This is a genomic window from Mycolicibacterium obuense (assembly GCF_055397605.1).
Genome location: NZ_AP043663.1, coordinates 4,196,256 through 4,208,478, shown reverse-complemented (window position 1 = coordinate 4,208,478; position 12,223 = coordinate 4,196,256). Strand labels below are relative to the sequence as shown.

Here is a 12,223-nt window from a genome sequence, read left to right as displayed (position 1 = left end):
TGCTGGCGACCCCACCGCGCTCAAGCAATATCTCCGCCGCCCTTTGTGTCAAAGATGTATGGCACGCAAGGGAATACACGAACCCGTCTACTGCTACCTGCCTGCACATGTCTCCGTATGCCACCGTCACCGACGCTGGATCGGTTCACCAACGCGCGTTCTTGACGACCAGGTGGATCTTCGTGACCGGCCCACGGTGCTCAGTGCCGGGCGCACGCATCGGCGCTTGGCCCGTCAGTATTCAGAGGTCGACCTTCATGACGCCTTGGGCGACGCCCGCCACATCCTGGTCTTCTGGGCTCACGCAGAGCGTCACGTGGCGGCGGGGATTCTGCAGAATGGCCTAGAAGCGCACGTGGTGGCCTACCCCGATGTGATCGCCGTAGCCGCAACATTGCTCACAGCTCGCCCTCGGGTTGAACAGCCCAGGACGCCAACGGAACCCGCCTGGCCGACGCTACTGCTCGACCGCATCAACGAACGCACCGGCGCCCACCATGCCGACGCCACCCCCGTCGAGCAATGGGCGCAGTACCGACGCCTATTCGCCACTGCCGTATTGACGACACGCTCAGACGGCGCAGAACTGGCGTGTCGCGCTTAGGGGTCGGCAGTCTTGAATGTGCCTTATCAGTAAGGCACTTGTGGTGTGCATCTGACTGTGTCCGACGGTCGTATCTATCGGCTTTCTAATCGTTAGGGACAGTGGTATCTGGCTGGGTGTATCGGCCGGTGAATCATCACCGGCGGCGCTGCTTGCCGGTGATTGGCCGGCGGTGGGTGGTCCAGCACGCGGCCACCGCGCTGACCACCACAGCGAAGGCGGCAATGACGCTGGCCGGGAGGGCGTGGTCCTGCAGCCATCCGGTCGCGGTGGCCGACCAGCCGGTGAGCAGGTTGCCGCCGCTGGCGGTGTGCCCGGTGGCCGCGGGCAGCCAGTACCACGCGAGGTAGGCGCCGGTGGCGATGAGGACAACGGCGGTGACGCGGGTCCCGTGGCGGGCGAGGATACCCAGATGCCGGGTCAGGGCCGTGCCGGCGATGGCGGTGCCGACGCTGACCAGCATCAAGATGGTGGCGGCACCGGCTGTGTATGCGGTGAACACTGCCAGCAGACCGCCCCATCCGCTGGTGGCCTGGGCCTGGGCGATCACCGCGAGCAGTACCCCGAAGGTGCAGGACAGTGACGCCAGGGCGTAGCCGATTCCGGCCGCGAGCACACCACCGGCTGTTGGGGAGTCCGGCCGATGACGCGTCCGGGCAGGCATACGCAGACCGATGGTGCGGCCGGTGAGCATGAAGCCGCCCAAGATGGCCAGGGTGAGCCCGATCGTGATCCCGAGCCAGGGAGCAGCCGTCACCAGGGTCCGGGCACCGGCACTGATCGCGATACCGGCGAGGGTGAGGGTGCCGGTGAACCCGATGGTCAGGACGGCCCCGGTGCGCAGTGCCCGGGCCAGCCGCACGAGCACCGCATCGGTGCCGCCGGTGGCGATGGTGCCGGTGATCCACGCCGGTAGCAGCGCGAACCCGCAGGGGTTGACCGGGGCGAGCATGCCAGCGGTAAACGCGAGCGCGAGCAGGTTCACCGTGCGGCGCTGCTGCCGAGGGCGGCCAGGATCTGATCCTGGGACGGGGCGTGGCCGCGGTAGCTGATCTGCCCGGACGGGTCGATGACGAGGGCGGTGGTCGGCGCGGTCACCTGGTAGCGGCTGGTCAGGGCCCCGTTAGTATCGACGACCGCGGGCAGGCTGGTGCCGCCGATCTGGTCCAGGAAGTGGCGAACATCGGCGGGTTTCTCGGTGGGGACGATGTCGACGGCTAGGAACTTGGCGCTGCCTCTGGCTTTCTCCACGGCCGCCCGAGCAGCGGCCAGGGATTTACCGCCGCCGACGCATTCGCCGCACCCGTAGGAGAAGAACAGGATCGCGGTCGGGGCGGCAGCGGGCAGTTCGACGGTTTTGCCGTCCACCGTGGTCAGTGTCGCCGCCGTCGCCTGGGTTGTGGCGTTGGCGTGTGGCGGTGAGGTCGGATTGCTGGTTGTGGCCGATTGGCCGCACGCGGTCAGCGCGCCCGCTGCCAGCATCACAGCCGTAACGCCCGCCCACCTGTGGGGTGTAAACGAACGCGTTTCAGACATTGTCGATGCTTCCTTTCGTCAGGTCGTCGAGCGTGTGCGTCGCGGGTGAATGGCTGTCGGCGGGACAGCAGTGATCGCCGCGTTGACCGCGGCGGGCGAAGGCGACCACAGCCGCCAGCAGCAGCGCGACGGCTGCCCCGATGACCCATGGATTCTCGAGCAGTCCACACACGGCGGCGAGCGCGCCGCCGGCGATCAGGACTGGCGCGGCGCAACACAGGGCCGTCACCAGCACCGCTGCCGCACCCAGCAGCACGGGATTTCTTCGTGGACGTTGATTCATTGATTTCTCCTCATCAGGTTGGGTGCGGCTGGTCAGCTGCAGCAGCCGGGGTGGGCAGTTGGCGGGGTATGGAGCTGGGTAAGGATTTGTGTGGTCAGGGCTGCGCCGAGTTGGTGGGCCTCAGCGACGCTGACGATCTGACCTTCGGGGTGCTCGGCGAGCCACGGCGCGGCGTCCTGCGCGCAGGTGAAGTAGTGCACCTGGTTGCAGAATGAGGACCGGATCGAGGTGAGGTCGTCGGGGTTGACCAGCGAGACCACCGCGGTCTCGGGCTGCACGCTGGTGACACCGTTTTCGCCGACCGAGACCCTGATCGGGTGCCCGCTGACGGGTGATTCGGATTCGATGCTGGCGGGCCGGTCCAGGATGGTGGGAAAGATGAGGGTGTCCAGGGCGCACCAGGTGTAGAGCTCTTGGCCGGCCACGGTGAATCGGTGGCGGGTCGGGCGCAGGGTCAGGCCCTGGCCGACGATGCGGCCCTGCTCGTCGTATTCGGTGTCGGGTACCGCGGCCAGACGCCGGGTCACCTCGTCAACCGGGAGGCCGACGGCCGCGGCGAGCGCCTCCACGGTGACCGGCTCGCCGGCGGCGAGCAGCCGCAGCAACGGCACCAGCATCGTCGGGTCGAGCCCGGACTCTTCCGGAATGGTCAGGCGGTCAAGGAAATTGGGCATCAGGAACCTTTCGAGTGAGCCATGCGTCAGGATGCGCAGCAGGACAGTCGGGACATATCGGCGCTGAAGGACTGGGCGGCGATTTTGATGCCTTCGGCCATGGTCAGATACGGGGCCCAGGACCCGGCGACCTGGTCGACGGTCATCGCGGCGTCGAGGATGTAGACCGCGGCGGCGGCGATCTCGCCAGCATCCTTGGCGACGGCGGTGATGCCGTGGATGCGGCCGGTGCCGGCGTCGGCGACGAGTTTGATGAAACCGCGGGTGTCTCGGTTGACCACCGCACGCGGCACATGTTTTAGCGGCAGCACCCGGCAGTCGCACCGTGTCCCGGCGGCGAGGAGCTCGGCCTCGGTCGTCCCGGCCGCACCGACCGCGGGGCTGGTGAACGTCACGCGGGGCAGATGGCGGTAGTCGACCCTGCGGCCGGCGTCGGTGAAGATGTTGTCGGCGACCATCGCGCCGTGATGGGCGGCGACGTAGACGAACTCGCGGTGCCCGGTCACGTCGCCGGCCGCCCAGATCCGTGGGTTCGACGACTGCAGCCCGTCGCTCACCACGACCTCGTTGTTCTCGCCGGTTTTGACCTGCACCGCTTCGAGATTCAGGCCGTCGGTGTTCGGACGGCGGCCGGTGGCGACGAGGACTTTCGCGGCACGGAACTGCTGCGTTCCGCCGGTGATGGTCGCGGTGACCGTGACCTGATCGTCGGCCTGCTCGACCTCGCTCACCGTGGCGCGGCGCACCACCCGGATGCCGTCGTCGGCGAACACCTCCAGCAGCGCCATGCCGACTTCCGGCTCTTCCTTCGATGCCAGCGTGGAGCGGACCAGCACCGTCACCGTTGACCCGAGCCGGGCGAACAGTTGCGCCTGCTCCAACGCGACGTAGCCGCCGCCGATCACCAGCAGCGACTCCGGGACCTCGGTGACTTCCATCGCGGTGGTCGAGGTCAGGTAGGCGACGCCCTCGAATGCGGGCGGGATGACTGGGTTCGCGCCGGTGGCGATCAGGTAGTGCTCGGCCTCGATGGTGGCATCGCCGACCTCGATGACGGGCGCGTCCGGGGTTCCGGCGAACCGCGCTTGGCCCTGAATGCGCTGCCAGCCATACGATTCGGCCACGTTGAGGTACTTCTCTGAGCGCAGCGACTCCACCAGATCGTGCGTGCCGGCGATCAGGGCCGCCATGTCCACCGGGCCGGCCGTGGTGGCGATCCCCGGGAACCGGGCAGTGTCGGCTGCGGTATGCCGGGCCTCGGCCGCTGCGATCAGGGCCTTTGACGGCACGCAGCCGGTGTTGACACACGTGCCACCGAAGATGCCGCGCTCGATCATGACGACGGACTTGCCGAGCGCGGTAGCGCGGATCGCCGCGGCCATCGCCGCGCCGCCGGAACCGATGACCGCGAGGTCCAATCCCTGACTCATGCACCCATCCTTGACCTTCAAGTAGGCTTGAAGGTCAAGTGTTCTGAGGAGACATCGTGAGAATCGGGAAGCTCGCCGAGGCGACCGGGGCCACCACCGCGACGCTGCGCTACTACGAAGACGAAGGCCTGCTCCCGCCCGCCGAACGTTCCCCGGCGGGGTATCGCGACTATGCCGCCGACACGATCGCCCGGGTCGGCTTCATCCGACGGGGACAGGCCGCCGGGTTCAGCCTCGCCCAGATTCGGCAGATCCTCGACATCCGTGACAGCGGCCACGCGCCGTGCACGCACGTGCGCGACCTGCTCGACATCCGACTGACCGACCTCGACGAGCAGATCAGCGCACTGGTGGCACTGCGCGAGACCATCGCCCGGCTGCGGCAGGGCGCCGAAAGCGTCGACCCGGAATCATGCAGCGCCGATGACGTATGTCGATACCTCTAGGAGCCACCTCCGTGGCACCGGAGGCATGTATTTCGTCAAGTCCGTTGACCCCGGCAGTCGTCATGAATTTCCGCCCCACTGGAGGTCGTTGGTGCGCGGGAGCGCGGGGCCTGCTGAGCAGTAGGCTCACCCGATGCGGTGGGATTTCACTCGAAGCTGGTCGCATTGGCCGTGCTGAGCCCAGCCACACTCGTTCAGGCGATCGCCACCTTCGCCATCACCAATATCGACGACATCGTGGTCCTCGCGGTGATGTTCGGCCAGGCGCCCGGTCATCGTGGCGCAGCCATCCGAGTGACCGCCGGTCAGTACCTCGGCTTCACCGCCATCTTGGCAGTTTCGGTCGGCGGCGCACTCCTGGGTGCCACGCTGCTTCCTCCAGCCGCACTGCCGTACTTCGGGCTGCTGCCCATCGTGTTGGGGCTGCGGGCGGCATGGCTGGCCTGGCGGGATCGCCGCACCCAACCGGCGCCGACCGATGATCCCGCAACACTGTTGACGCCTGGCACCTGGCAGGTCGCAGTCATCACCTTCGCCAACGGCGGCGACAACATCGGCGTGTACGTTCCGATCTTCGCCGTCTCAACGATCGCCACCATCGGTGTTTACATCATCGTGTTCCTCATCGGTGTGGCCATCTGGTGCGCGGCCGGCCGATATTTCGCCTCCCACCCGATCATCGCCAAAGCACTCTCACGCTGGGGCCACATCGTTCTGCCCGTTGCACTGATCACAATCGGGGCCCTCATCCTCATCAAAGGCGGAGCGTTCGCCCTCTAGCTCGGAGCAACTTCACCACTCAGGGCCAGGAGGCGCTCCTGCATCGGCATGTGTTGGCGTTCAACCACTTTGGTGATGTCCCGGCCCGTATCCGCTATGACAATCTAAAACGGGCGGTGGCCAAGGTGCTCAAAGGCCGCAGCCGGCACCCGAACTACCAACACGAGCGAGCGCACCACAGAATCATGATCGTGTGTCACGAGAGACACGATCACAGTAGTTATACCGAAGACGTACCCGAGCCAACGGAATCGACAGGAGACCATTCCGGCTACCCTGCTGCGCTCGCAGCCGGGCGCGGAAGCAGGGTAGCCCCAGATTCAATGAGAAACGTCGCGATCGAAATTCTCATCCAATCTGGGGCAATGCAGGTCAGACTAGTAAATGTGCCCCAGATTCAATGAGAACGGACATCGATCAGCTCGTCGACCACGACGGCCAACGGACGTCGGCGGGTGAACGTCAACACCGGAGCAACAGTCCAGCCGGACCGAAGCGCGCGCAGGTGCGCCGAGCGCCCTGGGGCAGACTCCGGTTCCAAGAACACTACGGTGCCCTCCGGCGCGCCGACTTCAACTCGGTGTGGCGCATCGGCGGGCACGACCACCTTGGTGCCGCGATGCTGGTTGCCGTGCTCGTCACGCATCGTGAAAGGTGTTGTTGCGGTGACAATCTGGACGGCATGGTGGGCGTGTAGATCGGTGGTGCCAATCGATCCGGTGAACGCCAACACCCCAGGTCGCAGCAGTGCAGTCCCGCCCCAGTGCGGTTCACCGGTGATACCACCGCCATCCCGCATCATCGCCACGAATCGATGCTACGGCCTTCCATTAATCGACTTACCGCGGCGCCAGCAACGGGGAACATCGAATCAGGCGTGGAGCCATCCGCCGCCACGGGTAATGCAGGATATGCGCCGTGGGCCAGTCACCCACCGCCGCGCCTAGCTCGGGCTGCCCTTGTACCGTATACCCCTCAGGGGTACCTTCGTTGTATCACCCGGGGCGGGTAGCCCGACGACTGGAAGGCGTATCGCTGGTGAGCGTACAAGAAAGATTTCGGCAGCTCGTGCAAAGCCAGACCGCACGGTCGATCGCCAAATGCATCGCTTTGTGCGCGGTGGGTCGTGTCACTAGTGGGCGCCGCTCAGGCAAGGCCGGCGAGGGAAAGTCCTGCTGCGGCTGACAGCACCGCGACAGGCTGCCCCCGAGCGGCTTGCCGCCGGAGCGTGAGGCCCCTCACTGCTGCCGCCGTCCTTAGTGCCTAGTCTTTATGGACCCGAGTGTCCCGGTCCGATGTTCTGCGAAGGAAGTTCTCGATCGCTGGGCCGAAAGCGTGTGCCATGTCCTCAGCGTTGACGAATTGGCGGGACATCGAAACTTCGGCGAGGACCCCTCGTGGAAGGACATCGGCGAGGCTGTGGGCCAAGCACTCGGGGTGACGGATGTCGTCGCCGGCGATGACGAGCGTCGCAGTGTCGATGCGCCGGAGGTCCTCGACCGTTGCAAAGGCGCGGTCATGACCGATTGACGCCGCGGCCGCCGCACTGTGGGCGTCAGCGCGCGGAATAGCCTCAGCGACCAGGTTGGCGATCAGCGGCTGAAGATCAGGAATGAACAATTCCCAGGCGGCCTGCAGACCGCGGGAACGGGCATGCTCGGCGAAACGATCCATCAGATCGGTGTCTGCGGCTTTGTCCGCATCGTCCTCTATCGCTTCAGCACTGATGACCACCGCCGACCGGGCGATACGGGGGTGCTGGAGGCACGTCCGCAAAACGATGGTGCCGCCCAGTCCGGCGCCGACAAGGTGGGCGCAGGTGTCATCGAGCGCGTGAACGATCGCAATGACGTCGCTGACGTACTGATCCCATCGGTGCAACGTCGGGTCGGGACAACGCGATGCTCCGTACCCTCGAATGTCAGGCAACGCAACGCGATACCGGCCAGCGAGCCGGTCAGCAAGCGGTCGCATGCTGTAGTGATCCGGACCCCCACCATGAAGCATGATGATCAGTTCGCCGCGCCCGACGACCTCCCCCATGAGGGGCCAGCCATCATCTCCGACGTGCAACGCGCGCACCACCAACTGATCCCTCCCGTCGTTCCGGGATAGCGCTACGCGCGTCGACACCAAACCAATGACCCCGGAAAGTAACCCTTGAAGCATACCCCCAAGGGGTATATGCTCTCTTACGTATACCCGGTAGGGGTATCTACACCCGTCGAGGATAGGAGATTGGTGATGAGCACGAGCACGTACGCCGTCACAGGAATGACTTGCGGACATTGCGAGCTGTCGGTGCGCGAAGAGGTCAGCGAGGTCGCCGGAGTTGAAGACGTCGAAGTTAGCGCCAAAACCGGCACCCTGATCGTGACGTCGAGCCGTCCCGTCGACGACGCGCAGATCCTCAACGCCGTCGACGAGGCCGGCTACTCGGCGGTGCGTGTCGCATGAACGCCGCGGGACGATTGACAGCGTTTGGCGCCGGACTGGCAGTGGCGTTCACGGCTGCATACGTCACCGCCGCAGCGGTCGTCCCTGATACCGCGGCGACATCTCCCCAGACCCAAACTTCCGATGCTGCAGCGGATCACAGCGCGCCGCCGACCGAGCAGGCGTCGCCAGTCGATCCCTTCGCCGACCCGCCGGGGTTGTCGTTGGCCGAAGACGGATACGTCCTGAGCCCGGTGCGGTCCCCCAGCGCACCCAACGATCGGGGAACGATGAGCTTCACCATCGTCGACCCGGGCGGCACGCCGCTGCTGGACTACGCGACCGTGCACGACAAGCAACTGCACCTCATCGTGGTCCGTTCCGACGGCCAGCACTTCGCCCATGTACACCCAAGGCTGGACGCGGCCACCGGCACGTGGTCAACGCCGTGGACGTGGAACGCCGCCGGCACCTACCGCGTGTTCGCCGACTTCCAACCCGCAGGGGCGGGCAGCGCCAAACTCACCCTCACCCGAACCGTGCAGGTGGCCGGCGCGTTCGTCCCGGCGGTGGCGAGTGCCACACGCACCGTGGATGACATCGCCGGATACACCGTGAAACTGGACGGTGCACTCACCGCGGGCGTCTCCCACCAACTCACCGCGACAGTCACGCGCGACGGCCGGCCGGTGATGACCTTGCAGCCCTACCTGGGGGCTTACGGCCATCTCGTCGCCTTGCGTGAGGGAGACCTGGCGTATCTACATGTGCACCCTGAGGGGGCCGAGCCGGTACCGGGCGGCACCGGTGGGCCTGCGGTGTCGTTCGCGGCAACCGCACCCACAGCGGGGCGCTACCTGCTCTACCTCGACTTCAAAGTCCAGGACACCGTGCACACCGCCAGCTTCGTCGTCGACGCCGCACCCGGTGGCACCAACGAGCCCGCGCCAGAGCCATCGCGTGACGCCGGCCATGCCGGCGGGCACTGAGCTATCCCGTCCGAATCAGAAACTGAAAGGCAGTGGCTTCATGACGACATCGACACCGGTGTCTGGCCCGAGTGTGGAACTTCGCATCGGGGGAATGACCTGCGCCTCCTGCGCCAACCGCATCGAGCGCAAGCTCAACAAGCTCGACGGCGTGGCCGCGACAGTCAATTACGCGACGGAAAAGGCCACCGTCACGGTGCCTGACGGATACGATCCGGCGCTGCTGATCGCCGAGGTGGAGAAGACGGGCTACACCGCCGCGCTCCCGACACCGCGCACGCCGATGCCCTCCGACGCATCCGGTGACACCCCGCACGCCGCGGACACCGCCGACCCCGAACTGGCCTCGCTGCGGCACCGCCTGAGGGCCTCGGCCGTCCTGACGGTGCCGGTCGTCGCGATGGCGATGATCCCGGCGCTGCAGTTCACGTACTGGCAGTGGGCGTCGCTCACGCTGGCGGCCCCCGTCGTCGTGTGGGCAGCATGGCCATTCCACCGGGCCGCCTGGGCCAACCTGCGACACGGCACCGCGACCATGGATACGCTCATTTCGCTGGGCACCGTGTCAGCGTTCCTGTGGTCGCTGTATGCGCTGTTTCTGGGCAGCGCCGGCACGCCGGGTATGAAGCATCCCTTCGCGTTCACCCTGGCGCCGTCGCATGGCGCCGCCAACATCTACCTCGAAGTCGCCGCCGGCGTAACCACGTTCATCCTGGCCGGACGCTACTTCGAGAAGCGGTCCAAACGGCAGGCCGGAGCGGCACTACGAGCCCTACTCGACCTAGGCGCCAAAGACGTATCCGTCCTGCGCGACGGGACGGAAACCAAGATCGCCATCGAAGAACTCGTGGTTGGCGACGAGTTCATCGTGCGCCCGGGGGAGAAGATCGCCACCGACGGCGTGGTGGTGTCCGGTTCCTCGGCTGTCGACGCCTCGATGCTGACCGGCGAAGCGGTACCCGTGGAAGTCGCTACCGGCGACACCGTGGTCGGTGCCACCGTCAACGCCGGCGGTCGGCTGGTGGTGCAGGCCACTCGCGTCGGCTCGGACACCCAGCTCGCGCAGATGGCCCAGCTGGTCGAACGCGCCCAGACCGGCAAGGCCGAAGTGCAACGCCTGGCCGATCGCATTTCCGGCGTCTTCGTACCGATCGTCATCGCTATCGCCGTGATCACCCTCGGCGCCTGGCTGGGCGCGGGATTCTCAGTCGCCGCCGCGTTCACCGCAGCGGTCGCGGTCCTCGTCATCGCCTGCCCCTGCGCCCTCGGGCTGGCCACGCCCACCGCCCTGCTGGTGGGCACCGGTCGCGGCGCACAAATCGGCGTGCTGATCAAAGGTCCCGAGGTGCTCGAATCCACCCGCAAGGTTGACACCGTGGTGCTGGATAAGACCGGAACCGTCACCACCGGCAAAATGACGCTGGTCGATGTCATCACAGCGCCGGAAACCGAACGCGCGGAGCTGCTTCGACTGGCCGGCGCCCTGGAGAACGCCTCCGAGCACCCCATCGCCCAAGCCGTCGCCGCCGCGGCGGCCGAGGAACTCCAGGCCCTGCCCGTTCCGGAGGACTTCGCGAATGTCGAAGGTAAAGGCGTCCACGGCATCGTGGATGGACACGCCGTCATCGTTGGGCGCGAATCACTGCTGTCCGACTGGGCGCAACACCTCAGCCCGGATCTGTCCCACGCCAAGGCCCGCGCGCAAGCCCAGGGAAAGACCGTGGTAGCGGTCGGGTGGGACGGGCAGGCGCGCGGTGTACTCGTCATCGCTGACACCGTGAAATCGACGAGCGCACAGGCAATCTCGCAGATGCGTGACATTGGGCTGACCCCCGTGTTGCTCACCGGCGACAACCAAGCCGTCGCTCGACAGATCGCCGCCGAAGTCGGCATCGACGACGTCATCGCCGAAGTCATGCCCGAAGGCAAGGTTGACGTCATCGCACGCCTCCAAGCCGAAGGCAAGACGGTCGCCATGGTCGGCGACGGAGTCAACGACGCGCCCGCCCTCGCCCAAGCCGACCTCGGTCTGGCGATGGGCACCGGCACCGACGTCGCCATCGAGGCCTCCGACATCACCCTGGTGCGCGGTGATCTGCGCAGCGCCGTTGACGCGATCAGGCTGTCCCGCGAAACACTGTCGACGATCAAAACCAACCTGTTCTGGGCGTTCGCCTACAACGTCGCAGCGATCCCCGTCGCAGCACTGGGCATGCTCAATCCGATGCTGGCCGGAGCCGCAATGGCATTCTCCAGCGTCTTCGTGGTGGGCAACAGCCTGCGCCTGCGCCGCTTCAAAACCACTTCCGCCGACACCACCAGTTAAATCACCGCCACCTGTGAGGAGAACCAATGTCCGAGAATCAGAACCGCACGTCAGCCTGCTGCTGCAGCGGCGCAGCCGACAAAATCGATACCTCACCCATCGACCCTACGGCGAGGAACCTGCTTGACCTCGGATCGCAGAACGAGACCACCTGCCCCGTGATGCCCGGCACGCCGGTGAACAAGACGGTCGCCGAAGCGGCGGGACTATTCCGTGACTATCGCGGTCGGCGTTACTGGTTCTGCTGCAAGGGATGCGGACCACGTTTCGACCGCGACCCCGACAAGTATGCCTCCGCCGCATGACCGCGACCCTCGTCGCGCACTCCTCGCCGGGCACCCGAAGTTAGTCACCACCACGCACAAGGAAAGCGTCATGACCCACGCCGACAACACCAGGCACTGCCCCTCAACAGGCACCACCCACCACGGCTACATCACCGATAAAGACAAATACCTCAAGCGGTTGAAGCGCATCGAAGGCCAAGCCCGCGGCATCAGCAGAATGATCGAAGAGGAGCGGTACTGCATCGACATCCTGACCCAAACAGACGCGCTCACCAAAGCCCTCCAAGGCGTCGCGCTGGCACTGCTTGACGACCATCTTCGCCACTGCGTCCGTGACGCCGCCGCCACCGGCGGACCGGCCGCTGACGCCAAACTCACAGAAGCCTCTGAAGCCATCGCCCGCTTGGTGCGTTCCTAACACCCACATCATCA

General features: G+C 66.0%; 13 protein-coding genes and 1 pseudogene. 7 read left to right on the top strand and 7 right to left on the bottom strand.

What is annotated here, in order from left to right; translation table 11 throughout:
• Positions 1 to 740: 740 nt before the first annotated feature.
• Genes ACZ50N_RS20080 through merA form a run of 5 tightly spaced genes read right to left on the bottom strand, consistent with a single transcriptional unit; the run spans position 741 to position 4,527 of the window.
• On the bottom strand, positions 741 to 1,589 hold the full coding sequence (locus tag ACZ50N_RS20080; protein WP_024444598.1) for a cytochrome c biogenesis CcdA family protein: 849 nt from the start codon (positions 1,587 to 1,589) through the stop codon (positions 741 to 743).
• The gene (locus tag ACZ50N_RS20075; protein ID WP_234788714.1) at positions 1,586 to 2,086 is read right to left on the bottom strand and encodes a TlpA family protein disulfide reductase; all 501 of its coding nucleotides are present in this window, start codon (positions 2,084 to 2,086) and stop codon (positions 1,586 to 1,588) included. The genes ACZ50N_RS20080 and ACZ50N_RS20075 overlap by 4 nt, the downstream gene beginning before the upstream one ends.
• A 46-nt stretch (positions 2,087 to 2,132) precedes the next feature.
• The gene (locus ACZ50N_RS20070) at positions 2,133 to 2,423 is read right to left on the bottom strand and encodes a mercuric ion transporter MerT (RefSeq protein WP_005148657.1); all 291 of its coding nucleotides are present in this window, start codon (positions 2,421 to 2,423) and stop codon (positions 2,133 to 2,135) included.
• A gap of 32 nt (positions 2,424 to 2,455) precedes the next feature.
• Complete coding sequence (gene merB / locus ACZ50N_RS20065) at positions 2,456 to 3,097, bottom strand: organomercurial lyase MerB (RefSeq protein ID WP_005148656.1); 642 nt, start codon at positions 3,095 to 3,097, stop codon at positions 2,456 to 2,458.
• Positions 3,098 to 3,123: 26 nt separating this feature from the next.
• Complete coding sequence (gene merA / locus ACZ50N_RS20060; RefSeq protein WP_005148655.1) at positions 3,124 to 4,527, bottom strand: mercury(II) reductase; 1,404 nt, start codon at positions 4,525 to 4,527, stop codon at positions 3,124 to 3,126.
• Between the two features lie 56 nt (positions 4,528 to 4,583).
• Here merA and ACZ50N_RS20055 point away from each other — a divergent pair, with 56 nt between their 5' ends.
• Both ACZ50N_RS20055 and ACZ50N_RS20050 read left to right on the top strand, forming a co-directional pair.
• Positions 4,584 to 4,973: a heavy metal-responsive transcriptional regulator gene (locus ACZ50N_RS20055; RefSeq protein ID WP_005148625.1), complete on the top strand. Its 390-nt coding sequence runs from the start codon at positions 4,584 to 4,586 to the stop codon at positions 4,971 to 4,973.
• A gap of 138 nt (positions 4,974 to 5,111) precedes the next feature.
• Positions 5,112 to 5,753 (top strand): cadmium resistance transporter, encoded by a 642-nt coding sequence (locus ACZ50N_RS20050; RefSeq protein WP_079481877.1) that lies wholly within the window; start codon positions 5,112 to 5,114, stop codon positions 5,751 to 5,753.
• Positions 5,754 to 6,165: 412 nt separating this feature from the next.
• On the opposite strand, the pseudogene ACZ50N_RS20045 reads toward ACZ50N_RS20050, so the two are convergent.
• Positions 6,166 to 6,555, bottom strand: a pseudogene (locus ACZ50N_RS20045) (AraC family transcriptional regulator); the annotation flags it as partial.
• Positions 6,556 to 7,016: 461 nt separating this feature from the next.
• On the bottom strand, positions 7,017 to 7,841 hold the full coding sequence (locus tag ACZ50N_RS20040; RefSeq protein ID WP_024444594.1) for an alpha/beta fold hydrolase: 825 nt from the start codon (positions 7,839 to 7,841) through the stop codon (positions 7,017 to 7,019).
• 156 nt (positions 7,842 to 7,997) lie between these two features.
• On the opposite strand from ACZ50N_RS20040, the gene ACZ50N_RS20035 reads away from it, so the two are divergent.
• The 5 genes from ACZ50N_RS20035 to ACZ50N_RS20015 all read left to right on the top strand — a co-directional run bounded on the left by ACZ50N_RS20035 (position 7,998) and on the right by ACZ50N_RS20015 (position 12,209).
• Positions 7,998 to 8,210 (top strand): heavy-metal-associated domain-containing protein, encoded by a 213-nt coding sequence (locus tag ACZ50N_RS20035; RefSeq protein ID WP_011856847.1) that lies wholly within the window; start codon positions 7,998 to 8,000, stop codon positions 8,208 to 8,210.
• Complete coding sequence (locus tag ACZ50N_RS20030; protein WP_024444593.1) at positions 8,207 to 9,178, top strand: DUF8832 domain-containing protein; 972 nt, start codon at positions 8,207 to 8,209, stop codon at positions 9,176 to 9,178. The genes ACZ50N_RS20035 and ACZ50N_RS20030 overlap by 4 nt, the downstream gene beginning before the upstream one ends.
• Positions 9,179 to 9,218: 40 nt before the next feature.
• Positions 9,219 to 11,504, top strand: coding sequence for a heavy metal translocating P-type ATPase (locus tag ACZ50N_RS20025; protein WP_073683355.1), 2,286 nt, complete (start codon positions 9,219 to 9,221; stop codon positions 11,502 to 11,504).
• Between the two features lie 26 nt (positions 11,505 to 11,530).
• Entirely contained in the window at positions 11,531 to 11,809 is a 279-nt protein-coding gene (locus tag ACZ50N_RS20020) for a YHS domain-containing protein (RefSeq protein WP_024444591.1), read from the top strand.
• A gap of 70 nt (positions 11,810 to 11,879) precedes the next feature.
• Positions 11,880 to 12,209 (top strand): metal-sensitive transcriptional regulator, encoded by a 330-nt coding sequence (locus ACZ50N_RS20015; RefSeq protein WP_011856766.1) that lies wholly within the window; start codon positions 11,880 to 11,882, stop codon positions 12,207 to 12,209.
• Positions 12,210 to 12,223: the final 14 nt, after the last annotated feature.